This window comes from Microbacterium sp. MYb45 (genome assembly GCF_002979655.1).
Lineage (GTDB): Bacteria > Actinomycetota > Actinomycetes > Actinomycetales > Microbacteriaceae > Microbacterium.
The window spans coordinates 1,222,727-1,245,367 of sequence record NZ_PCPG01000001.1 but is presented as its reverse complement, the minus strand read 5'-3'; the positions used below and the strand labels follow the sequence as shown (position 1 = coordinate 1,245,367).

Genomic DNA, 22,641 nt, shown 5'->3' with positions numbered 1-22,641 from the left:
AGACTCCCGCACCTGAAGTTCAGCACTCGACGACGTTGACGGCGAGTCCGCCCAGGGCCGTCTCCTTGTACTTGTCGCTCATGTCCGCCCCGGTGTCGCGCATCGTCGCGATCACCTGGTCCAGGGAGACGCGGTGCTCTCCGTCGCCCCACAGTGCCATCCGCGCGGCATTGATCGCTTTCGACGCGGCGATCGCATTGCGCTCGATGCAGGGGACCTGCACGAGCCCGCCGATCGGATCGCAGGTGAGCCCGAGGTTGTGCTCCATGGCGATCTCGGCGGCGTTCTCCACTTGACGCGGCGTGCCGCCGAGAATCTCCGCCAAACCTGCCGCGGCCATCGACGATGCCGACCCGACCTCGCCCTGGCAGCCGACCTCGGCACCGGAGATCGAGGCGTTCGCTTTGTAGAGCGTGCCGATCGCGGCCGCAGTGAGCAGGAACCTCTCGATGATGTCCTCTTGCTCCGCGTCGCCACCGGACACCGCAGCGGGCGTGTAGTGCAGGGCGTAGTACAGCACCGCCGGAACGATGCCCGCCGCGCCGTTCGTCGGCGCCGTCACCACGCGTCCACCGCTCGCGTTCTCCTCGTTGACGGCGAGGGCGATGAGGTTCACCCGTTGCTGCCAGTGCTCGTGGCCGTGGTCGGGATCCTCGTCGGCGAGACGCGCGGCCCATGCGCCGGCGCGACGCCTCACCTTCAGGCCGCCGGGGAGCACACCCTCCCTGCCGAGCGATGAGCGCACGCTCGATTCCATCACGTGCCAGATGCGCCGCAGGCCCAGGCGGATCTCGTCGTCCGACCGCCTCGCACGTTCGTTCGCGCGCATCACCTCGCTGATGGCGAGTCCCGTCTGCTCGCTCACGGCGAGGAGCTCGGCTCCCGAGGAGAAGGGCAGGGGCGGACGTTCTGGTGCGGTCGGGGCTGCGGCGGACTCCTCGCCTTCGCGGATGATGAACCCACCGCCGACCGAGAAGTACGTCTGTCTCGCGATCTCATCTCCGACGGCATCGACGGCGGTGAATGACAGCGCGTTGGGATGCCTGGGGTGAACAGTCAGCGGACGCAGCACGAAGTCCTCGACCTTGCAGGGGACAGGGCGCCGCCCGGCGAGTTCGACGACGCCGGTGCGCGTGATCTCGTCGAGTAGTGCCGTGACCTGCTCGGGGGTGATCTCGTCCGAGCGCGCTCCCGACAGCCCCAGCAGCACGGCGGTGAAGGTGCCGTGGCCGGCGCCCGTCGCAGCGAGGGACCCGAAGATCTCGACGTGCACCCTCGAAACTCGCTGAATCACCGCGCGCTCCTCGAGCGATGCGGCGAAGTCTGCGGCAGCTTTCATGGGGCCGACCGTGTGGGAGCTCGAGGGACCGATCCCGACAGTGAAGAGGTCGAAGACTCCGACGGTCGGCTGTGCGTGCGTCATGGAACGTACGCTAGGCAGCGAAAACCTCAGGCATGGCGAGTTGATGATTCCCTACCGAACACGCACGTATCGCGCAGTATCTAGGTCAACATCGGCACCATGGTGTCGGTTGCGAGCCCGCCGGCGCCGAGATATCGTCCTTCTTTCTTCAGGCTCTGCAGGACCACCGATCGGTCGGCGATCGACACCCCCGGAACGCCTTCCTCGATCGCCACTTCCAGTCGCTGCACGTCGGCGAGCGCTCGCATCCACACCGACAGCACGAGGTTGTACGGACCGATCGTCGACGCCGCCATGCGCACCTCGCTGAGCCTCGTCATGGCAGAGCCCACGCGCTCGGCCACAGTCGCCGGAACGCGAAGGAAATACCACGCATGCACGGGCCAACCCGAATGAGCGCGCGCAACCTCGGTGCGAACGACCAGGCGTCCCTGGGCGGTGAGGGTGGTGATCGCCTCGCGGACTCGACGCTGGCCCACTCCCAACTCCCGCGAGATGCTCGTCACAGTGGCGCGCCCGTCTTGCCCGAGGGTGTGCAGCAGGGCGTGCTCGAGCTGCGGATCGACTTGGCCGCGAGTGGACACGGGCGCATCGATCGTGCGCTCGACTGCAGACGTCTCATCAGTCGACAGGGAACGCAGGCGCCACTGGCCCGCGTCGGTGAACGGCGAGGACAGAAGGAGGGTGCGTGTCGCACGCACGCCCGAGAGTCGACGCATTCTCCCCATGATGTACTCGCTCAGCGAGTCCAGATCCTTGGCGCCGACGATGGCCAGCAGGTCTCGTCCTCCCGCCGTGTGATCGATCGTGAACGCCTCGGGATCGGCGGCGAGCGTCTGCGCGATCTCCAGGGTGGCACCCGGCTCGGCTTCGATCTCGAGGATCGCCGACGGTCCCCTCGCTCCAGACCCCGGGTGCCCGGCCACCCACGCGAGTCCGTCATCGGACAACCGCTCCCAGCGCCGGGCCAGCGTGACCGAGTCCACGCCGATGATCGGCGCGAGGGAGGCCCACCGGGCGCGCGGATTGATCTGAAGCGCTTGAATCAGTCGTTTGTCCGTCTCGTCGAGACTCGCTACCTGCGCAAGATCATCAGTCTTGTTCATAAAGCTGCATCTTAGGTGCCGTGGTCGATTCGCGGGGTGACCATGACCCATGGCGAGAGTTTCCATCCACCGCCGCCGAATCGATCGAGGAAAGATGACAATCGTCCCCCCGCCCCCGTCCCACCCCGTCGCCGCCGGTTCCCGCGACACCGTCATCGCCTCCCGAGCGAACTGGGAAGCGGAGGTGCTGGCTCTGAGCGCTGAGATCCACCAGCACCCCGAACTCGCGTTCGCAGAACACCACGCGTCCGTGCAGGTGGCCCGAACTCTGCGCAACGCCGGATTCGCCGCGCACACTGGGGCCTTCGGACTCGACACCGCCGTGGAAGCGACCTTTGGCGAAGGCGACATCACCGTCGCGATCTGCGCCGAGTACGACGCTCTTCCCGGCCTCGGCCACGCCTGCGGACACAACGTCATCGCCGCCGCCGGGGTCGGTGCGGCGATCGCACTGTCGCGCGTCGCCGACGACCTCGGGATCCGCGTGAAACTCCTCGGGACGCCGGCGGAGGAGCACGGTGGGGGAAAAATCCTCATGCTGGAAGCGGGCGCATGGCACGACGTCGATTTCTCGCTGATGGTGCACGGCGGCCCAGGCGACGATCTGCACTGTGCCGACGTGCGCACGCAGGCGGTGGCCAGATTCGACATATCGTTCCAGGGGCACCCCGGGCATGCAGGAGCCCCGAGCCCTGACGGAGTCAACGCGGCGAATGCGGCGACGATCGGGCTCGTCGCCATGGGGCTCCTCCGACAGCACCTCCCGGACGGCGTGCGAGCCAATGCCTTCGTCTCTCGAGGCGGCGAGGCGACGAACATCATCCCGTCCTCGACACGAGTGCGCGCCGAGGTGCGCGCGGACACGCTGGAGGCGGTGGAGGTCGCTCAGCGCCGAATCCTCGCGTGTTTCGAGGGCGGTGCGATCGCGACCGGCTGCTCCTGGGAGTGGGAGCATGCCGAGCCCACATATGCCCACGTCGTTCAGAACCCCGTCCTGGCCCGGGCGTGGGACCGCAACCTCCTCGCCCTCGGGCGCTCGCCGCGCCCCCATACAGGGGCGCCCGGCGGGTCGACCGACATGGGCAACGTCTCCCATGTCGTTCCTTCGATCCATCCGCTCATCGCGATCGAGGGATGCTCCTCGGCTCCGCATACACGCGAGTTCGCCGACGCTGCAATCGGCGCCGCTGCCGGAGCAGCGATCGTCGACGGAGCCCTCGCGATGGCGCTCACCGTGGTCGATGCGGTGACGCACCTGCGCGACGGGCAGAAACTCGTCCATGCCGATGCGGGAGACGCAAAGGAGTACCACGGGTGGTAGCGGGAGGTACCGCAGGCAGATGTCCCGACGACCGGCGACAACCAGCATTGAAGACATGATCACCAGTCAGAACCTCACGAAGAAATACGGCGAGAAGACCGTCGTCGAAGATCTCACGTTCGCCGTGCGCCCGGGCGTCGTCACCGGCTTTCTCGGACCGAACGGTGCAGGGAAGTCCACGACGATGCGCATGCTCGTCGGCCTCGACAGACCCACCCGTGGCGACATCACCATCGGTGGACGCCGGTATCAGGACCTCCCCGATCCGGTGCGTCACCTCGGCGTCATGCTCGACGCGAGATCCGTGAACCCCGGCAGGACCGCTCTCGATCATCTTCTCGTCGTCGCCGACACCCACAGCATCTCCCGTGTCCGAGCGATGGAAGTCCTCGAGATGGTGGGACTGGGAGCCGTGGCCGACAAGCGGGCGGGCGGCTTCTCGCTCGGTATGAGTCAACGGCTCGGTATCGCGACCGCGCTCCTGGGCGACCCGGCCGCGCTCGTACTCGACGAGCCCGTCAACGGACTCGACCCGGACGGAGTGCTGTGGCTACGGCACCTTCTCGTGCGTCTCGCCGCCGAAGGGCGGACCGTGTTCCTCTCCTCGCACCTCATGAGCGAGCTGTCCTTGATCGCGGAGGATCTCGTCGTCATCGGGCAGGGCCGTCTGCTCGCGGCGGGGACGGTGGACGACGTCATCGAGTCCGTCGCGCCGCAGAGGACCCGCGTCGTGACGCCCGATGCCTCACGCCTCTCCGATGCGATCCGGCACTCCGGCGTCGAGGTGCGCAGGGTGGATGACGGCACGCTCTTCATCAGCGAGCTCACCACCCGTGAGGTGGGGGTCATCGCCGCTGACCAGGGGGTCACGCTCTACGAACTCTCCACCGAGCGCGCATCGCTCGAAGAGGCTTTCATGCACATCACCCGCAACGCCGTCGAATACACATCTCACGAGGAGACCGCCGCATGACCACCGCAACTGCCGCCCCGCCCGCGGTCCTGACCGCGCCGCGAGGCCGAGAACGAATCACGGCTGCCGGTCTGTTCCGCTCCGAGTGGCGCAAGCTCTGGACGATCCGCCCGCTCTGGATGACTGTGACGGCCGCATTCGCGCTCACGATCGGGCTCTGCGCCTACATGATCATCGACGGCACGACACTCGGCGGCGGCGACGCCGGCCGGATACCGTTCGGCTGGACCGGCATCTATCCCGTCGGCATGTTGGTGCTCGTCGTCTTCGGCGTGCTGAGCGTGAGTACCGAGTATGCCAGCGGCTCAATCCGCACCAGCCTCACCGTCGCTCCCCGTCGGACGGGCGTGATGCTCGCGAAGGCGGCGGTCGTCACGGGCGTCTCCGCGGTTCTCGCGGTCGTCACGACCGCCGTGCTGTACCTGCTGCTTCAGGCGGTCGGCACGGTTCCGTCTGCGATCGGGATGTCCCTGTTCGCCCCGGACATGTTCTGGGGAGCGCTCGGCGGCACGCTCATGCTGCCGTACGGGGCACTGTTCGGCGTGCTGCTGGGCTGGCTGCTGCGCAACGCGGCCGGGGCGATCTGCCTGTACTTCGGCCTGTTCCAGATGGGCCCCCACATCCTCCCCGCCTTCCTCCCGGAGCCCCTGGCCGCGGTGACCGACTACATGCCGCTCGCAGCGGTCAACATCCTGAGATCGGGTGGGCTGAGCACCGAACCGTACGGTGCCGTCACTGCCGGAATCATCCTGGTGGCGTGGTTGGCCGTGCTTGGTAGCTTGGCCTGGTGGCGGCTGAAGAGGTTCGACGGCTGAAGCGGGGTGGCGGGATGATGCGGCGAGAAGGCAAGGTGAGGGCGTTCGACGCTGCTCACCCCCTCGTGTGGGATGTCGTGCTGGCGCTCCTCGTCTTCCTCGCCTGCGCCAGCGCTTCGGTGGGCCTCCGCGTGGTCGGCACGCCGGTCCTCCTGGTCACGTGCGGCATGGTCGTGCTGCGCCGCCGGACTCCTCTGCTCGCGCTCGTCATCGCGACCGTCGCGCTCAGCGCCGGCGTCGTGGCGAGCGCGCTGACGGGGGAGGACGCGCCGTGGGGGTACCTCCCGATATGGATACTGCTGTTCCACGTGGGACTGCGTCGGAAGAGGGGTTTCGCGATCGCCGCGGCGCTCGCCGGCGTCGTGGTGCTCGCCGCATTCGCCGGGGCAGTCGGGGTTGGCACGCTTGCGCTCGAAGAGCGCGCGGCGGCCCTCCTTCCGGTCGCAGCCATGAGCGCAGCGGCGCTCCTCGCCGGAGCGCAGTTGCGAGCATCTCGCGACGTGCAGCGGCAACAGCGCGATGACGCGGCACGAGCAGCGGCAGTCGCTGAACGGTCACGGATCTCTCGAGAGATGCATGACCTGATCGGACATGACCTTTCCGTCATCGCCTCGTTGTCCGCGGGCGGTCAGAACGTGGCGCGCTCCTCGCCCGAGGAAGCCGAACGCGCTTTCGCCGCGATCGGCGAGGTGAGCCGGGCGTCGGTCGGTCAGCTGCGGCAGGTGCTCCGTCTGCTTCGTTCCGCCGATGACGACGACGTCCTCCCCCTCGCGCCGCAACCTGATCTGTCTCAGCTGGGTGATCTGATCCACGCGGTACGCGGTGCAGGGCTCCGAATCGACGACGAACGTCACGGCGACCTTCGTGAGCTGCCGCCGGCCCACCAACTCACGGTGTACAGGATCATCCAAGAAGCCCTCACCAACACTCTGCGTCATTCCGGGGTCGGGACGGCGGTCACAGTGCGCGTCGCCGCCAGCGTGCGCAATGTGATCGTCTCTGTCGCGGATCGTGGCTCCACTTCCGGGGCGGAGCCGCCGGCGCCGAGGACGGAGGGGCACGGCATCATCGGCATGCGAGAGCGCGTCGAGACGCTCGGCGGCACCCTCGAGGTCGGTCCGACCGCCGCCGGGTGGCTCGTCAGGGCAGTGATTCCCCGGCAAGGCGGTGTATCCGATGAAAGTTCTCCTCGTCGATGATCAGGCGTTGCACCGGATGGGAATGCGCATGTTCCTGTCTGGACAGGACGGAGTCGAAGTGGTGGGTGAGGCCGCGGACGGCGTCGAGGCCATCCAGCACTCGCTTCGGGTACGGCCGGACGTCGTCGTCATGGATGTGCGAATGCCCAGGACCGACGGCATCGAGGCGACGCGGCGGATCGTCGCGGAGGCTCCGGAAGTCCGGGTACTGCTGCTGACGACCTTCGATCTCGATGAGTACGTGATCGATGGCTTGGAAGCGGGAGCGAGCGGATTCCTCACGAAGGACGCCGAACCCGGCGATATCCTCTCGGCCATTCGCGCCGTCGCCGCCGGGGACGCGGTGATCGCGCCCAGCGCCACACGTCGTCTCCTCTCTCGCTTGACCGCCCGGATGCCGAACGCGGCCTCGTCGAGTTCGTCGGCGCGAACCTCCGTCGCCCAGCTCAGCCCCCGTGAGTACGAGATCTTCCTCGAGATCGCACGCGGGGCGACGAACGCCGAGATCGCGGCGACGCTGCATCTTGCGGAATCGACCGTCAAGAACAACGTCGGGCGGATCTTCGCGAAGGTCGGTGCGCGTGATCGCGTGCATGCCGTGATCATCGCGCATCAGGCGGGAGTGTCGTTCGGCCTACCCGGCGACTAGCTCGATGCCTCGCCGATTGAGATGCTCGGCAACGTGAAAGGAAGGTCATGTCCATGTCATCCCACTCCGGCGACGCCCGGAACCCTCGTCGACCGCTCGGGCGCGGTCGGCGCCACCCGTCACCGGACATGCCCGTGGGAAAGGTGCGGGAATGGTTGTCGTCCTACGTCTACGGAAACATCACGGTCCTGAGTGCGGCGATCGCGGTGACGCCCGAGCAGATCCACCATGGTGCGGCGGTGTGGACGGTACTCGCGACGGGTCTCCTGACGTTCCTCGCACACGTACTCGCACACGTGGTCGCGCACGGGTTCGGTCAGACTCCCGACGAACAGGAACCCACTGCGCACCGTGCCGCTCTGCGCGAGGTGCTCAGCACGGCCCGCCCCATCGCCAGCTCGGCTCTGATACCGGCAGCACTCTTCGCAGCCGCGTGGCTGGGTTGGCTGCCGTCAGCATGGGGACAGGCTGCCGCGGTCATTGTCCTTGCCGTGCGCATCGGCTTCGTGGGGTTCTTCACGCAGCGATTCAGCGGAAGGGCTCTGACGTGGGGGGCGCTGTGGAGTGGTGTGGTGCTCGCGTTGGTGGCTTTCGGGATCGGGATCGCGAAGGTGTTGCTCACTCACTAGGCGGCAGCGGCCCTGTCGCTCAGAGTCTTGCTGCGGGCAACGGACGCTTCGGGGAACCGCTGGTTTAGTAGCGTTTAGTACCGCTATCCCTGGCAACGGTGCCGAATAGCCCGTCATGGGAGGCTTTATGCGCGGATCTCGCGAGCATTGACTTATCCTCACCAAACCGGTTTACTGATCATGCCCGGCCTCCCGTCAGCGCCCGGTCCCGACAGCAAGGAAGCCGTCACCCGAGCTTCCGAACGAAGGAGTTTCTCGCAATGAAGCGTTATGCAGGTGTCCTCGCCCTGGCCGCCCTCGCCCTGCCCCTCGCCGCCTGCGGCTCGACCGGTGGCGGCGACGCCCCCGAGAGCGCAGAGCTGACCTCGGGCCCGATCACGATCTGGTACTCCACGAACGAGCAGGAGATCGCCTGGGCGGAAGCCGTGGTCGAGGCCTGGAACGCCGACCACCCCGATGAGAAGGTCACGGCCGCCGCGATCCCGTCCGGCAAGTCGTCCGAAGACGCGATCGGCGCGGCGATCACGGCGGGCAACACACCGTGCCTCGTCTACAACACGGCCCCGGCCGCCGTGCCGGCCTTCCAGAAGCAGGGTGGTCTGGTCAACATCTCGACGACCTTCGACGACGGGGAGTCGTTCATCACCGAGCGGTCGGGGGCCGCGGCAGACGGCTTCCGCTCGCCCGACGGCGACCTGTACCAGGTGCCGTGGAAGGCCAACCCCTTCATGCTCTACTACAACAAGGACGTCTTCGCGGCGGCCGGACTCGACCCCGAGAACCCCGAGCTGGCGACCTACGACGACGTGATCGCGGCCGCGGCGGCGATCAAGGAGAGCGGTGCCGCCGACTACTCGCTCTACCCGCCGGCATCCGGCGACTACACCAACGCGCTCTTCGACTTCTATCCGTTCTTCCTCGCCAACTCCGGCGGCACCCAGCTGGTCAGCGACGGCGCCGCCGCGTTCACCAGCGATGAGGGTCTCGAGACCCTCGAGTTCTGGAAGACGCTCTACGCCGAGGGCTACTCCTCGGCAGAGGCGTACAGCGGCGACGCCTGGGCCGGTCCCTTCGCAGACGGAGTGTCGGCCATGGGAATCGCGGGCCCGTGGGGTGCCGGAGCGTTCGACGGCAAGGTCGACTACGGCATCGTGCCGCTTCCGACCGCCGACGGCACCGCGCCGGAGGAGACGTACACGTTCGGTGACTCGAAGAACGTCGGCCTCTACACCTCGTGCGAGAACAAGCAGACCGCCTGGGACTTCGCGAAGTTCTCGATGGATGCCGACAACGACCTCGCCCTGCTCGAGACCACCGGGCAGTTCCCCATCCGCGGTGACATCGACGCGATCGCCGGCGACTTCCTGGCCGGCGACCCGGTGCTGTCGACGTTCGCCGCCTCCGTCCCGCTGACGGTCGACGTGCCCAACGTCGCCGGTGCGACCGAGATGTGGCAGACCTTCCGCGACGCGTGGAGTCAGGCCGTGCAGGCAGGCGAGGGCGACCTGAAGGAGACCTTCTCGACCGCCGCAGACAAGATCGACGCCCTGATCGCCCAGGGCTGATCGATCCGATCGGTCCCCCGCCGATCATCCCGGGGTGCGCGCGATCGCGCACCCCGGGCTTCGCTCCGTGCACCCGCAGGCGCGCGCGGTCGCGTTCTTCCTCCCGCTGAGGCATCCGCCTCGCCTGCCCATCGGCACACCGGCAAAGGAGCCCAGCCATGAGACGCATCACCGCGTTCATCGCCTTCACCGTCGCCCTCGTCATCGGCTCGTCCGCGCTCACCACGGTGCCGGCATCCGCCGCCCCCGAAGACGATGTCGCGACGGTCATCGACCGCCTCGAGGAGTACTACCTCGGGCAGGGCGACGACATCATCATCGCCAACGGCATCTACCTCGCCAAGACCTCGGAGGCGCTGGACTACGTCGCGTCGCAGCAGGAAGACGGGTCGTGGGCCGACGTGAACTACGCCGATCGCACGAGCTCGGCGAACGGCAGCGTCTGGTCGGCGTACACGGCGCTCTACCGGATGCTCGCGATGACGCAGGCGTACAAGGACCCGAAGGCCGCAGGCCACGGTGACAAGCGGCTGGTCGACGCGGTGCAGCGGGCGCTGCTGCATTGGGACCGGGTGAACCCCGGCAACACCAACTGGTGGGAGACCGAGATCGGCGAGTCGATCGCGATGGGACGCATCTCGATGTTCCTCGGCTCCGAGCTCAGTGAAGACGCCTTCCGCGTCAGCCTCGCGCACAACACCGGCAAGCTCGACCCGGTCGGGGCGAACGGCTCGTGGCGCACGTCGAACTACATCTTCGAGGCCCTCTCCACCGGCGACATCGCCAAGGTGAAGGAGGGGTTCGCGACGATCGTCGCCACCATCGCGGTCGACCACTCCGGCACCGTGAAAGAGGCGGTCCAGCCGGACGCCAGCTTCTGGGCCCACGGCGCGCAGCTGTACAGCGAGGGCTACGGGATGGTGCTGTTCACCTACGCGGCCCTGTGGTCGGACGTCGCACGCGGCACCGGACTCGCGTTCACGCGCGCGCAGCTGGACTCGATCGCCTTCTACTTCATCGAGGGAACCCGCTGGCTCATCCGCGGAGAGATCGGCATGCTCTACCTCAACTACCGGCCGCCGAAGACCGTGAGCGACATCACCAGCCACGCCTCCGAGTTCATCGAGCCGCTGCAGCGCATGGTGCGCACGGACGCCCTCTACTCGACCGCCTACCAGGCCGTGCTCGACGGGGTGCTCGGTAAGACCGAGACGAACGGCGTCACCGGCGCGAAGTACTTCTGGCGCTCGGAGTTCGCATCTCACCAGCGCGATGACTACGGCATCTTCACCCGTCTCAACTCGTCTCGCACGTTCGGCGCCGAACTGCGCACGTCCTACCGTGACGATCTCGGCAACCCCGTCTTCTGGAACGCGATGGGCTCGACCGCCATCCAGGTCAACAACCGCGAGTACCTCGATCTGGGTCCCACGTTCGACTGGTGGCACTACCCCGGAGTGACCGCTCCCGACGAGAAGCGAACGGAACGCGGATTCGAGAACCGTGGGCGCAACGGAGACGGCGCGAGCTTCACCGGCGGCACGTCCGACGGGGAGTTCGGCGCGAGCGTGCTCACCCTCGACGCCGCGGGCACCGGCGCGCGGAAGAGCTACTTCACATTCGACGAGGGCATGGTCGCGCTCGGCGCCGGCATCGCCTCGACGAGTGGCGCGGCCGTGCACACGACGATCAATCAGGCATCCGCCAAGGAGAACGCGACCGTCGGCGGCAAGCCCGTCGCGGGCGATGCAGACGACCAGAGCGTCGGGGGCGCCCGGTGGGCCTACAACGACGAGGTCGGATACGTCTTCGCAGACGGCCAGGACGTGAGGGTCTCGAACCGGGCCCAGTCCGGCAGCTGGGAGGGGCAGGAAGCCGTCAGCCGCGACGCTTTCACGCTGTACGTCGACCATGGGACCAAGCCGACCGCCGGCACGTACGACTACACGGTGCTGCCGGCGGCCACCCCCGCCGAGGTCGCCGCCTTCGCCGACGCGCCCGCCATGCGCACGCTCCGCAACGACACCTCGGTGCAGGCGGTGCGGCACGACGCGGCAGGGATCACCATGGCGACGTTCTACGCCGCCGGGACGCTCGATCTCGGCGGCGGCCGCGCGCTGACCGTCGACCAGCCCAGCATCGTCCTGCTGGACGAGCGCGGCGAGACCCCCGTCGTCAGCCTCTCCAACCCCGACCGCCCCGGGCTGTCCGTCGGGGTCTCCCTCACCGGCGGCGGCCAGGACCAGCACGCGAGGTTCGCGCTCGGATCGGGCGAGAACATGGGCAGGACCGTCACTTCCGCGCTCGCCGCGGGCCCGCTCCCGGCGACCTCTGCGTTCTCGGCGAGCAGCACGGCAGACGGCTCGTCCGCCGCCGCGCTCGGGGATGACGACCGGGACACCGCGTGGCGATCGGCCGGCGACGGCACGCAGTGGGCGGCCGTCACGCTGCCCCGCGGATCGTGGGTCACGAAGGCGACCATCGACTGGACGGATGCTCCCGCCGGCGACTTCGTCGTGCAGACGTCGCAGAACGGCGTCGACTGGACCGACCGAGCCCACGTCACCGACGGCGACGGCGGGGTCGACGAGATCCCGCTCGACCCGACCCCGGCGGAGCATGTGCGCGTGCTTCTGCTCGACGGCGAGGGGGAGGGCTACGGCATCCGCGAGCTGTCGGTGGCGTCGAGCGTCAATCTCTCGATCGACGGTGCGACGCGGGCTTCGGGTTACGCGGGATACAACCTCGTCCACGCCCTCGCCGACGGCGATCCGTCCACGCGCTGGCGCGGCAACAACGCCAACAGCGCCTGGGCGCAGGTCGATCTCGGCGAATCGAAGCCCGTGTCGACGGTGCGGCTCTCGTGGGAGGCGGCGTATGCCAAGGCGTACCGGATCCAGCTGTCCGACGACGGCAGGAACTGGCGCGACGCCTATGTCACCCCTTCAGCCGGGAGCGACGGCGGTGTCGATGTGATCACGCTGAACGACCAGAGCGCCCGTTTCGTGCGGATGCAGACCGTCACGCGTGCTCTGGACTACGGACCCTCGCTGTGGGAGTTCGAGATCTTCTCCGATCGGCTGGTCGCCGAGGCCCCCGCCGTTCCGGTGGGCAACGCCAACCTCGCGCTCGGTCGCCCGACGACGGCCGACAGCGTCCACCAGAACAACGCCACGATCACCGGGCCGAAGGCGACCGACGGTTCCCGCTCGACCAAGTGGTCGTCGGCGCGAGCAGCCGCCGAGCACTGGCTTCAGGTCGACCTGGAGAGCGTGCGGTCGGTCTCGCGCGCCGTGGTCGCCTGGGAAGCCGGCACGTCCAACGACTATCGCATCGAGGGCTCGGTCGACGGCACGACCTGGATGCCCCTGGCCCGCGTCCAGGCTGCGCAGCCGACGCTCATCCATCAGCACGACTTCGCGGCGACCGACGTGCGGTACGTGCGCCTGTCCGGCATGCCGGCGACGCAGTACGGGCTCAACATCTGGGAGCTCGAGCTGTACGGCGGGTACACCTTCGAGTGCGCGGGACCGGTCTCGGCCGGGCGCGACGGTGCGGCCGTCGTCGCCGCGACGGTGTCGCCGGTGAACCCCGCCGACACGTTCACGGCGGTGGTGATGGACGACTCCGTCGCAACCGTGAAGGGCGACGCCCGTGTCTCGGCAGACGGCCGGGTCGAGGTCGACCTCGCGACCCGCGAACCCGGGCGCACGACCGTCGGCATCCGCCATCAGGGCGGCAGCGAGATCGCCTGGTGCACGGTCACCGTGATCGCCGACACGGGTCGGCTGCAGGCACAGGTCGACGCGGCGAACACCCTCGACAGCACGGCCTACACGTCGGCCAGCTGGAAGCCGCTGCTGCCCGCGCTCGAGGCGGGCAAGGACGTGCTCGCCGCGCCCGGGTCCGCGCAGGGTCAGGTGGATGCGGCGGCCGACGCTCTCGCGGCGGCACTCGCCGGGCTCATCCGACTCGATGCCGCTCCGAGCGCGCCGCGCGATGTCGTCGCGACCGCTTCCGGCGACCGGGTGAACGTGCAGTGGACGGTGCCCGAGAACGTGGGCGGATCGCCCATCATCGCGTACGAGGTCGCCGTGGGCGACCGTGTCGTGCAGGCCGAAGGGGCCGTGCTCACGGCAGCCGTCACCGGGCTCGCCGCCGGCGAGTACGCCGTGACGGTGCGGGCGCAGAACGCGGGCGGGTGGTCCGTGCCCTCCGCCGCGATCGTCGTCGTGGTCGATCCCGAGGTGGTGACCCCGAGCGTGACGGTCGAAGGCTCGCCGAAGGTCGGTGGACGCATCGACGTCAGCGGCGTCGGATTCCAGCCGGGGATCGAGTACACCGTCCAGCTGCGTTCCACTCCGGCCGATCTCGGGACCGTGACCGCCGAGACGGATGGCAGCTTCGCCTTCCGCGGAGTCGTGCCCGAAGATGTCGAGGCCGGCGCGCATACGCTCGTCGTGATGCACGACGGGGCGGACATCGCCTCGACCCCGGTGCGGATCATCGCCGCCGCCGGCCCGGGTGCGCCGGGCGGGCCGGGCGACGGCGGAACCGACGGATCCGGCGCGCTCCCCGCCACCGGAGGCGACCTCGCCTGGCTGCCGTGGACGCTCGCCATGGCGCTGCTGCTGCTGCTCTCGGGCGCTGTAGCGATGAAGGCGCGACGGCAGCCCCGCGACTGAACCGCGGCACCGACGAAGGGGCCGTCTCCCGAGGGAGGCGGCCCTTCGTCGGTGCCCTCGCGCGAACGCCAGGCCCTTGTTCGGACCACGCATGCGGAAGGGCCGCCTCCCCGATCAGGAGACGGCCCTTCGAACGCTGCGGATCAGAGGCGGGTGAGCTCCGCGACACCGATCGACGAGTCGGCCATGCCGTAGAAGACGAAGGTCCGTCCTCCGATCTCCTCGACCGCAGTGGGGAACACGACGTTTCCGAGGGTTCCCCGCAGCTCCTCCGCGGTCTCGGGTGCGAGCAGGGGCTCCGCCGAGCGGGCGAGCACGCGGCGAGGGTCCTCCGCGTCGAGCAGGATCGCACCGGCCGAGTAGCGCGAGCCGTAGGCCAGCTCGAAGCCCTTCGGAGTGGCGCCGGAGACGCCGTGGTGCAGCAGCAGCCAGCCTTCCGGCACGCGCAGCGGCGAGGGTCCGGCGCCGATCTTCGCGCTCTCGTAGGCCATCTCGGGCCCGACGAGCATCGCCGAGTCGTGCAGGCGCGTCAGGGCCGTGATGTCTGCCGTCGCCTCGTCGAGGTCGATGTAGCCGATCCAGATCGAGGGACGTACTTCGTCGATGCCTGCCGGGGGTCGTGCCCCCTCGCCGGGTCGCAGCCAGTCGAGATCCCACATCGGGCGGTGCAGCACGGCGATGCGCGGCTTCCCGTCAGGACCGGGCACCGGCTCGGGGAAGAAGACGATGTCCTTGTTGGCGAACAGGTTCAGGTCGGTCGCGAGTTCGGGCTGATAGGCGAACTGGATCGGGCCGAGACGGTGCCACGTGACGGTGTCGCGCGAGTACGCGAGCGCCGGTCGTGGCCCCAGCGGTCCGTAGGCGATGTACGTCATGACGTGCAGACCGAGCGGTTCCAGGAAGGTGATGCGCGGGTCTTCGACTCCGGCGTTCTGGTGGCCGTGCTCCCACTGCTCGTCGGGGGAGAGCACGAGGCCGAGGCGCTCGACACCCGTCGGCACGCCGTCCTCGATGATGACGCGGGCTCGCGCGATTCGTGAGACGTTGCCCTCTGCGACGACCCGTGGGTAGAGGTAGAGCTCGTCGTCCGGCCCCCAGGCGGTGCCGGGGTTGAGGACGCCCTCGGCCTCGAGCGGGTCGGCGGGGTCGGCGGTCATGATCGTGCCCAGTCGCGTCAGGGCGTAGGGGATCGCAGTCGTCGGAGCGGAGGAGGGGAATGGGGTCATTGCCTTGCTTTCGGGGTGTTTCGGGGTCGACGGCTCAGCCCTTGATGGCGGAGCCGAGGTTCGCGGACGTGAAGTGTCGCTGGAACATCAGGAACAGCACGACCACCGGCACGGCGAGCACGCACGCGCCCGCGAGGACGGCTCCCATCGGGTTCTCGAGGAACGACCCGTTCGTCTGCGAGAAGTTCGCGAGGCTGACGGCGAGCGTCTGCTTCGTCGCATCCTTGGTGACGAGGAACGGCCACAGGAACTCGTTCCACGGACCGATGAACGTCACGAGCATCGCCGTGAGCACGGCCGGGCGCACGAGCGGAACCGCGATGAGGAGCAGGATGCGCAGTTCGCTGGCTCCGTCGATGCGTGCGGCGTCGAACACGTCGCGGGGGATCTGCAGGAAGTACTGGCGGAAGATCAGCACGGCGACCGAGTTGATCGCGAACGGCAGGATCATCCCGATGAAGTTGTCGGCCAGGCCGAAGTAGCGCACGACCATGACGTACAGCGGGATCATGAGCAACTGGAACGGGATCGCCTGCACGAGCAGCACGAGCGCGAACACGAGCCCGCGTCCTCGGAACGACAGCACCGCGAGCGCATAGCCGACGAGCAGCCCGAACACGAGCGTGCAGCCGACCACGCCGGCGGTGAAGATGAGCGAGTTCAGCAGCGAGCCGAACAGGTTCACCGATTCGTTGATCTCGACGAAGTTGTCGAAGGTGAGGTTCTGCGGCAGCGGGAGAAGGCCGAGGAGGCTGGTGTCGCGTTTGCGCTGGAGGGCGCCGATCACCATGTAGTAGAACGGCACGAGGGCGGCGAGGGCTCCGACGAGGAGCAGGGCGAACCTCAGGGCGGAGATCACCCGGCCGCTGCGGCCGTGGCGCTTCGCCCGGGTGGTCGTGGCGGTCATCGGGTCCTGCCTTCCGTGATGCGGCGTGAGACGAGCGAGACGATCATCACCGCGATGACGAGGATCATCCCGATCGCGGCGGCGATGTCGGGCTTGCCCTGCTGGATCCCCTGCTGGTACATGAGCAGCGCCGGGGTCATGGATGCGCCGTTCGGCCCGCCGCCGGTAAGCAGGTACGGCTCGGTGAAGATCTGGCCGGTGGTGATGATCGACAGCAGCACGACGAGGGAGGTCACGGGGCGCACGGCGGGGAGCGTGACCGAGCGGAAGCGCTGCCAGCGTCCTGCCCCGTCGAGCTGCGCGGCCTCGTGCAGCTCCTTCGGCACGTTCTGCAGGGCGGCGAGGTAGAGCAGGATGTAGAAACCGAGGTTCTTCCACGTGACGTACACCGCGATGAGCGGCATGATCAGGGCAGGGTTCGCGAGCCACGAGGGGTCGGGCGCGAGCGATCCGAGCATCGAGTTCACGACGCCGTTGCCGTTGAAGAGGAAGATCCAGACCGCGAGCGTCGCGACGGATGCCGTCACGTACGGAACGTAGTACGAGATGCGGAAGAAGCCCTTCCAGTGCACGACGGCGTCGAGCCCGGACGAGAGCAGCAGTCCGAGGACGACGGTGAGTGGCACGTTGATCACGAGGAAGATCAGGAGGTTGCCGAACGCCTGATGCACAACGGGGTCGCCGAGGACCGTCGCGAAGTTCTCGAAGCCCACGAAGGGGTGGGGCACCTCCACCCCAGGGGCGGTGAAGTAGAAGTCGTGCACCGACATCCAGATGCCGAAGCCGAAGGGGATCAGGAACACCACGATGACGAAGAGCATGTAGGGGGCGCTCAACAGCAGGCCGAGCGGATTCTCGCCGAGCCAGCGACGCAGCGTGCTGCCGCGTCGGCGGACCCCGACGTTCGATTCCTGCGCTGGTGCGTCACTGCCCATGGCGTGTGTTCCTCACTGATACGACCGTCCGCCGAGTGCCCGTGCATCGATCTCGGACGGGTCCCGGCGTTGACAACTCTCTTAGTAAACCGGTTTTGGTCAATCTGGTCAACTGGTGGGGTCGCCCGGATCATGGCTGCGGGATTCGGCGCGACACAGGCCATATTGGAGATCTCAGAGTGACTAAATCCGGCTAAACGTGGGATACGATTCGAGCATGACAGCGACCCCCTCCGAAGCGCCGGATAGTGGTACGGGTGCGAGAGACTCCATCGCGGCGGCGGCTCCGCGCGACCGCAAAGTGACGATCGATGACGTCGCAGCTCGGGCCGGCGTTTCCAAGAGCGCGGTGTCGTTCGCGTTCAACGGTCGGCCAGGTGTGGGTGAGGAGACGAAGGAGCGCATCCTCCAGGCGGCCCGTGAACTCGAGTGGCGTCCGGATGCGCGAGCGCGTGCCCTGTCGCGGAGCCGCGCACAGGCTCTGGGGCTCGTGATCCTCCGTGACCCTGAACTGGTCAGCACCGATCCGTTCTTCGCTCAGTTCGTCGCCGGTGTGGAAAGCCACCTCTCGACGGTCGGATATGCCCTGGTGCTTCAGGTCGTAGACGGACAGGACGCCGAGAAGGAGGCATACTCGCGGTTCGCGCGAGAAGCGCGCGTCGACGGAGTGTTCATCACCGACCTTCGTGTCGACGACGAGCGGCCGAGCGCGCTCGCCGCGTTGGGTGTGCCCTACGTCGTCCTCGGATCGCCCGAGGGTGAGGGGAGTGCTCCCATCGGATTGGACGACGCGGCCGGCGTCCGGCGCGCCGTCCGTCATCTGCATGCGCTCGGTCACCAGCGCATCGCCCATGTCGCCGGGGGTGACAGGTACGTGCACTCGCGCGTGCGCCGTGAAGCCTGGGAATCGGAGATGCGACGGCTCGGGCTCGAGCCGGGTGGTGTGGCGCAGGGGGACTTCACCGGAGGATCGGGAGCACGAGCCACCCACGAGCTGCTGGACCAGACGGAAGCGCCGACGGCGATCATCTACGCCAACGACATCATGGCGATTGCGGGAATCTCGGCAGCGATCGACCGGGGTCTGCGGGTGCCGCAGGACCTCTCGGTGGTGGGATTCGACGACATCCCGCTGGCGCCGTACATCACACCGCCGCTGACCACGGTGCGACAAGACGTCTTCCGGTGGGGCAATGCCTGCGCCCGCACACTGGTGGCGCTGATCGAAGAGCGGGAGCACGCGCCGATCGACTTGCCCGCGGTCGAGTTCGTGGTGCGGGGAAGCACGGCGAAGGTGCCGATGCCGTCGGAGACCCTCCCGGAAGGGAACGAATGAACGACGGCGCTCCCCGTCTGATCGCGTTCGATCTCGACGACACGCTCGCGCCGTCGAAGAGCGCTATCCACCCCGTGATGGGAAGGCTGCTGTGTGCGCTCGCCGGCCGCATCGACGTCGCCATCATCTCGGGAGGAAGCCTCGAGCAGTTTCTCGTTCAAGTCGTGGATCGACTGCCCGAGGCGGATGCCGCGACTCTCTCCAGCTTTCACCTGCTTCCTGCCTGCGGAACCCAGTACTACCGAATCGGACTCGCCGGCGTCGAGACCGTGTACGCCCGCAGCCTCGCCGCAGACGCCCGAGCCGAGGCAATGGCTGTCGTGGAGGAGGAGGCGCGGCGACTCGGCCTGTGGGAGACCAGGCCCTGGGGCGAGATCGTCGAAGACCGAGGGTCGCAAGTCACATTCTCCGCGCTGGGCCAGCACGCTCCCGTCGGTGCCAAGTCCGCGTGGGACCCGACCGGAACGAAGAAGAATGCGCTGCGCGCCGCCGTCGCCGCTCGCCTCCCGGAGCTGGAGGTGCGGTCGGGTGGCTCGACCTCGGTCGACATCACCGAGCGCGGTATCGACAAGGCCTACGGGATGAAGCGGCTCGTCGAGCAGACAGGCATCCCGCTCGACGACATGCTCTTCGTCGGCGACCGTCTGGACGTCGACGGGAACGACTATCCGGTGCTCGCGATGGGCGTCCCCTGCAAAGCCGTTGCAGGTTGGGAGGACACAGCCGCATTTCTCCGAGGTCTCATCCTCCGCTCAGGGGTGCGGGACGGCACTGCTGGATGAGGCTGACGCGCCCGACGTCCCGTCACCCCGGCCCCAGCCGGAAGACGGGCACGAAGTCGGGGTCGACGATCGCCGGCCGCCGCAGGCTGAACGCGGAGATGTCGTGCTCGGTGCGGCCGACGGTCAGCAGCTCGGCGAGGATCCGCCCCATCAGGCTCGCGAACTTGCCCGCGTGGCCGGCGCCGTTGAACACCGCGACATGGGGATGGCCGGGGATGGTGTCGAGCACGAAGTCGCGGTCGGCGGGCATGTCGTACACGCAGGTCTTGCTCACCAGGAGCGGGCCGGCGGCGGCCGGAAGGTGCTCCCGGAGGAAGTCGTGGAGCAGCAGCGGCTCCGTGTCGTCGGGCACGAACGTCCGCTCGGCAGATGAAATGAAGCGCCCGCGCATGTCCCGGGCGATCTTGATCGCCGCTTCGCCGTAGACGGGGAACCCGTAGTGCACCTCGTCGGCGTGATGGATCCAGATGGGGAACCTGTCCGGAGTGAACTCCGCGAGGTTCGATGAGGAGAAGTACCCGACCTGCTCCTGGCTCAGCGTGAGTTCGAAGGAGAGGCCGAGGTCAGGCATGAGGTCGCCCAGCCACGAACCGGCGGCGACGACGAGGTGGCCAGCGTCGAACGAGCCCTCCGAAGTCGTCACCGTGACCCCTTCGGCGGTGACCCGCACACCGGTCACGACCACCCCCGAGCGGAACTCGACCCCGGCGGCCCGGGCGAGCGACACATGAGCGGACACCGACCGGCGGATGTCGAGGATGCCGCCGTCCGCCTGATGGATCCCGATCGTGTCGTCGCTCACGTTCCACTGCGGATACTGCGTGCGGATGTCGTCGATCGTCAGCTCGTCGTAGCGGATGCCCGCGGCATCCATCGCCCGGCGGTACCCGTCGATCTCCGCCGCGCCGGGGCTGCCCGCGGCCGCGAGGTCGATCCCTCCGGTCTTCGTGTAGACCTGCAGACCCGAACGCTCTTCGACGTGCGCCCAGGCGGCGAACATCGCATCGGTGAGCTTCGTGTACTCCTCGCGGTGATACGCCCGCCGGATGATCCGAGAGTGGTCGCCGGAGGATCCGAGGGCATGGCCGAGCTCGAACTGCTCCAACACGAGCACGCGCTCTGCGCCGGCCTGCGACAACCAGTAGGCGGCCGCGGAGCCGATGGCTCCGGCGCCGATGACGATGTGAGAGTAACCCCGGGTCATGCTGTCGACTCCTTCGTGAACGATGCGATGAAACGGTCTGCGGCGGCATCCACCTCTGCCGAGGGGCTGAGCAGCCGCTGCAGCAGCAGCCCGCGCATGCCGGCGACGGCGACGAGGCTGCGCTCCGCGGCATCCGTCGCCGTGAATCCCTCGCGACGGGCGGCCGCTTCGAGCAGGTGCGTCAGGTCGTCGAGGTCAGCCACGAACTCGTCGTAGGCGCCGCGCTCATACACGGCCAGTCCGATCAGGTGGAAGAAGGCGCGGGTCCGCTCCTCTTGTGCCGCGCTCGAGTAGAAGTCCCAGATCGCTCGGAACAGCTCGAGGAATCCGAGGCCTTCGCTCGTCGCCGCGATCATGAGATTGTCGCGGCGGCGTGCTTCGGAGAGCACAGCGCTGAGCAGACCCGGCCGCGAACCGAAGTGGTAGGTCAGCAGCGTGTGGTGCACGCCGAGGCGCTCCGCCACCTGCCGCATCGACAGGTTCGGGCTGGGGCCGTTCTCGCCGAACTCGTCGAACAGCGCCTCCAGGAGCCGTGCCCTTCCTTCGCCCACCGGTGCTCGCATGTTGCCTCCGTTGACTTCTTCACCACTGTTGAGTACGTTAGCGCACAACCAATTCACCACTGTTGAGGACGCAGTCGTTCTCGGAAGAGGCGTCATGACCGAGATCTGGTTCGCAGGCGGGATCATCGCCGACGGGTCCGGCGCCGAGCCTTCGCCCGCGGACGTCTGCGTGGAAGACGGCGTGATCACCCGGATCGGATCGGCTCCGGCGAGCGTGACCACCGTGGACCTCGACGGCATGCTGCTGACGCCCGGCCTGATCGACGCCCATGTGCACTTCGGACTCTCGAGCCCGATCCGCGCGCAGTTCGGCTTCCAGCTCTCGGCCGCCGAGATCGCCGCCGACATCTTCCACACCGCGAGCCGCACCCTCGACGCGGGATTCACCACCGTGCGCGACACCGGAGGCATCGATGGGGGAGTGGTCGACGTCATCGCGAAGGGCAAGGTCCGTGGTCCGCGGGTGCTGTCGTGCGGCCCCGTGCAGTGTCAGACCGGCGGACATGGCTACTACGGGGCGGCGTGGGAGCCGACCGAGCTGTGGGAGACGCACCACATCCCCGGGCTCACGGCCCTGTCCCTCATGTCGGGTAACGCCGACGAGCTGCGGCGCAATGTGCGGGAGTCGTTCCGGCGCGGGGCGACCTTCCTGAAACTGTGCGTCACGGGCGGTGTCGTCGGGGGTCACGACCGCCTCGACGACACGCAGTTCACGGTGGCGGAGATCGCGGTCGCCGTCGAGGAGGCCGCCGCGCGCGGCACCTACGTGACCGTGCATGCGCACAACAACGCCGGCATCCGCAATGCGGTGCGGGCGGGCGTGCGCTGTGTGGAGCACGGGACAGACATCGACGAGCCGACCGCACAGCTCATGCGGGAGCACGACGTGGCGCTCGTCCCCACCTTCGCGGTGGTCGATCAGATCATGGACCCCGGGAGCCTCGACGTGGACCCATCGACACGCGACCGCCTGGCCGGCGCTCGTCGCCGCATGGCGAACGCGCTCGAGATCTCCCGCGCAGCGGGGGTGCGGATCGGCCTCGGCTCTGACCTCCTCGGACCCGAGCAATACCGCAGAGGCGAGGAGCTGCGACTGCGCGCCGAGCTGGAGTCGCCCATGCAGGCGCTCGTCTCGGCCACCCGCGTCAATGCCGACATCCTCGGCATCGGAGACACCGTCGGGATGCTCCGCGTGGGCATGGCCGCCGACATGGTCGCGTGGGAGCGGAACCCGCTCGACGATGCCCGCGTCTTCGCGGATCCGGACATGGCCGCCTTCGTCGTGAAGGCCGGCCGCATCATGAAGGGAGACACCCAGTGAGC

The 22,641-nt window shown here is 68.2% G+C and carries 18 protein-coding genes; 11 read left to right on the top strand and 7 right to left on the bottom strand.

The window, feature by feature from the left end:
* Positions 1–19 precede the first annotated feature (19 nt).
* Both CQ034_RS05935 and CQ034_RS05930 read right to left on the bottom strand, forming a co-directional pair.
* On the bottom strand, positions 20–1,423 hold the full coding sequence (locus tag CQ034_RS05935; RefSeq protein ID WP_105710238.1) for an L-serine ammonia-lyase: 1,404 nt from the start codon (positions 1,421–1,423) through the stop codon (positions 20–22).
* Positions 1,424–1,503: 80 nt separating this feature from the next.
* A complete protein-coding gene (locus CQ034_RS05930) occupies positions 1,504–2,529 on the bottom strand; it encodes an Lrp/AsnC family transcriptional regulator (protein WP_181156217.1) in 1,026 nt (341 codons plus the stop codon).
* 94 nt (positions 2,530–2,623) lie between these two features.
* Here CQ034_RS05930 and CQ034_RS05925 point away from each other — a divergent pair, with 94 nt between their 5' ends.
* The 8 genes from CQ034_RS05925 to CQ034_RS05890 all read left to right on the top strand — a co-directional run bounded on the left by CQ034_RS05925 (position 2,624) and on the right by CQ034_RS05890 (position 14,365).
* Entirely contained in the window at positions 2,624–3,850 is a 1,227-nt protein-coding gene (locus CQ034_RS05925) for an amidohydrolase (protein WP_105710236.1), read from the top strand.
* 55 nt (positions 3,851–3,905) lie between these two features.
* Complete coding sequence (locus CQ034_RS05920) at positions 3,906–4,823, top strand: ATP-binding cassette domain-containing protein (RefSeq protein ID WP_105710235.1); 918 nt, start codon at positions 3,906–3,908, stop codon at positions 4,821–4,823.
* Positions 4,820–5,638, top strand: coding sequence for an ABC transporter permease (locus CQ034_RS05915; protein WP_105710234.1), 819 nt, complete (start codon positions 4,820–4,822; stop codon positions 5,636–5,638). Before CQ034_RS05920 ends, CQ034_RS05915 begins: the two co-directional genes overlap by 4 nt.
* Positions 5,611–6,837, top strand: a complete 1,227-nt coding sequence (locus tag CQ034_RS05910; RefSeq protein WP_146114802.1) for a sensor histidine kinase — start codon at positions 5,611–5,613, stop codon at positions 6,835–6,837. The genes CQ034_RS05915 and CQ034_RS05910 overlap by 28 nt, the downstream gene beginning before the upstream one ends.
* The gene (locus CQ034_RS05905; RefSeq protein WP_105710232.1) at positions 6,815–7,486 is read left to right on the top strand and encodes a response regulator transcription factor; all 672 of its coding nucleotides are present in this window, start codon (positions 6,815–6,817) and stop codon (positions 7,484–7,486) included. The genes CQ034_RS05910 and CQ034_RS05905 overlap by 23 nt, the downstream gene beginning before the upstream one ends.
* A gap of 47 nt (positions 7,487–7,533) precedes the next feature.
* Positions 7,534–8,115, top strand: a complete 582-nt coding sequence (locus tag CQ034_RS05900; protein WP_105710231.1) for a hypothetical protein — start codon at positions 7,534–7,536, stop codon at positions 8,113–8,115.
* A gap of 260 nt (positions 8,116–8,375) precedes the next feature.
* The gene (locus tag CQ034_RS05895) at positions 8,376–9,680 is read left to right on the top strand and encodes a sugar ABC transporter substrate-binding protein (RefSeq protein WP_105710230.1); all 1,305 of its coding nucleotides are present in this window, start codon (positions 8,376–8,378) and stop codon (positions 9,678–9,680) included.
* Positions 9,681–9,838: 158 nt separating this feature from the next.
* Positions 9,839–14,365, top strand: coding sequence for a polysaccharide lyase family 8 super-sandwich domain-containing protein (locus tag CQ034_RS05890; RefSeq protein WP_105710229.1), 4,527 nt, complete (start codon positions 9,839–9,841; stop codon positions 14,363–14,365).
* 143 nt (positions 14,366–14,508) lie between these two features.
* Here CQ034_RS05890 and CQ034_RS05885 read toward each other — a convergent pair whose 3' ends face one another.
* The 3 genes from CQ034_RS05885 to CQ034_RS05875 are packed head-to-tail and all read right to left on the bottom strand — an operon-like array spanning position 14,509 to position 17,433.
* Complete coding sequence (locus CQ034_RS05885; RefSeq protein ID WP_105710228.1) at positions 14,509–15,591, bottom strand: glycosidase; 1,083 nt, start codon at positions 15,589–15,591, stop codon at positions 14,509–14,511.
* Positions 15,592–15,625: 34 nt separating this feature from the next.
* Complete coding sequence (locus CQ034_RS05880) at positions 15,626–16,498, bottom strand: carbohydrate ABC transporter permease (protein WP_105710227.1); 873 nt, start codon at positions 16,496–16,498, stop codon at positions 15,626–15,628.
* Positions 16,495–17,433 (bottom strand): carbohydrate ABC transporter permease, encoded by a 939-nt coding sequence (locus CQ034_RS05875; protein WP_105710226.1) that lies wholly within the window; start codon positions 17,431–17,433, stop codon positions 16,495–16,497. The genes CQ034_RS05880 and CQ034_RS05875 overlap by 4 nt, the downstream gene beginning before the upstream one ends.
* Positions 17,434–17,650: 217 nt before the next feature.
* Between CQ034_RS05875 and CQ034_RS05870 the strand changes: the two genes are divergently transcribed.
* Together CQ034_RS05870 and CQ034_RS05865 are read left to right on the top strand one after the other, a co-directional pair.
* A complete protein-coding gene (locus tag CQ034_RS05870) occupies positions 17,651–18,769 on the top strand; it encodes a LacI family DNA-binding transcriptional regulator (RefSeq protein WP_105710225.1) in 1,119 nt (372 codons plus the stop codon).
* Complete coding sequence (locus CQ034_RS05865) at positions 18,766–19,551, top strand: HAD-IIB family hydrolase (protein WP_105710224.1); 786 nt, start codon at positions 18,766–18,768, stop codon at positions 19,549–19,551. The genes CQ034_RS05870 and CQ034_RS05865 overlap by 4 nt, the downstream gene beginning before the upstream one ends.
* A 22-nt stretch (positions 19,552–19,573) precedes the next feature.
* On the opposite strand, the gene solA is transcribed toward CQ034_RS05865, so the two are convergent.
* Both solA and CQ034_RS05855 read right to left on the bottom strand, forming a co-directional pair.
* Positions 19,574–20,755, bottom strand: a complete 1,182-nt coding sequence (solA, locus tag CQ034_RS05860) for an N-methyl-L-tryptophan oxidase (protein WP_105710223.1) — start codon at positions 20,753–20,755, stop codon at positions 19,574–19,576.
* Positions 20,752–21,318, bottom strand: coding sequence for a TetR/AcrR family transcriptional regulator (locus CQ034_RS05855; protein ID WP_105710222.1), 567 nt, complete (start codon positions 21,316–21,318; stop codon positions 20,752–20,754). Before CQ034_RS05855 ends, solA begins: the two co-directional genes overlap by 4 nt.
* Before the next feature lie 94 nt (positions 21,319–21,412).
* Here CQ034_RS05855 and CQ034_RS05850 point away from each other — a divergent pair, with 94 nt between their 5' ends.
* Positions 21,413–22,639, top strand: coding sequence for an amidohydrolase family protein (locus tag CQ034_RS05850; RefSeq protein ID WP_105710221.1), 1,227 nt, complete (start codon positions 21,413–21,415; stop codon positions 22,637–22,639).
* Positions 22,640–22,641 lie beyond the last annotated feature (2 nt).

Bases quoted from the DNA above. Each gene is read 5' to 3' on its own strand.
- CQ034_RS05935 (WP_105710238.1), bottom strand. From the start codon at position 1,423: ATGACGCACGCACAGCCGACCGTCGGAGTCTTCGACCTCTTCACTGTC.
- CQ034_RS05930 (WP_181156217.1), bottom strand. From the start codon at position 2,529: ATGAACAAGACTGATGATCTTGCGCAGGTAGCGAGTCTCGACGAGACG.
- CQ034_RS05925 (WP_105710236.1), top strand. From the start codon at position 2,624: ATGACAATCGTCCCCCCGCCCCCGTCCCACCCCGTCGCCGCCGGTTCC.
- CQ034_RS05920 (WP_105710235.1), top strand. From the start codon at position 3,906: ATGATCACCAGTCAGAACCTCACGAAGAAATACGGCGAGAAGACCGTC.
- CQ034_RS05915 (WP_105710234.1), top strand. From the start codon at position 4,820: ATGACCACCGCAACTGCCGCCCCGCCCGCGGTCCTGACCGCGCCGCGA.
- CQ034_RS05905 (WP_105710232.1), top strand. From the start codon at position 6,815: ATGAAAGTTCTCCTCGTCGATGATCAGGCGTTGCACCGGATGGGAATG.
- CQ034_RS05900 (WP_105710231.1), top strand. From the start codon at position 7,534: ATGTCCATGTCATCCCACTCCGGCGACGCCCGGAACCCTCGTCGACCG.
- CQ034_RS05895 (WP_105710230.1), top strand. From the start codon at position 8,376: ATGAAGCGTTATGCAGGTGTCCTCGCCCTGGCCGCCCTCGCCCTGCCC.
- CQ034_RS05890 (WP_105710229.1), top strand. From the start codon at position 9,839: ATGAGACGCATCACCGCGTTCATCGCCTTCACCGTCGCCCTCGTCATC.
- CQ034_RS05885 (WP_105710228.1), bottom strand. From the start codon at position 15,591: ATGACCCCATTCCCCTCCTCCGCTCCGACGACTGCGATCCCCTACGCC.
- CQ034_RS05880 (WP_105710227.1), bottom strand. From the start codon at position 16,498: ATGACCGCCACGACCACCCGGGCGAAGCGCCACGGCCGCAGCGGCCGG.
- CQ034_RS05875 (WP_105710226.1), bottom strand. From the start codon at position 17,433: ATGGGCAGTGACGCACCAGCGCAGGAATCGAACGTCGGGGTCCGCCGA.
- CQ034_RS05870 (WP_105710225.1), top strand. From the start codon at position 17,651: ATGACAGCGACCCCCTCCGAAGCGCCGGATAGTGGTACGGGTGCGAGA.
- CQ034_RS05865 (WP_105710224.1), top strand. From the start codon at position 18,766: ATGAACGACGGCGCTCCCCGTCTGATCGCGTTCGATCTCGACGACACG.
- solA (WP_105710223.1), bottom strand. From the start codon at position 20,755: ATGACCCGGGGTTACTCTCACATCGTCATCGGCGCCGGAGCCATCGGC.
- CQ034_RS05855 (WP_105710222.1), bottom strand. From the start codon at position 21,318: ATGCGAGCACCGGTGGGCGAAGGAAGGGCACGGCTCCTGGAGGCGCTG.
- CQ034_RS05850 (WP_105710221.1), top strand. From the start codon at position 21,413: ATGACCGAGATCTGGTTCGCAGGCGGGATCATCGCCGACGGGTCCGGC.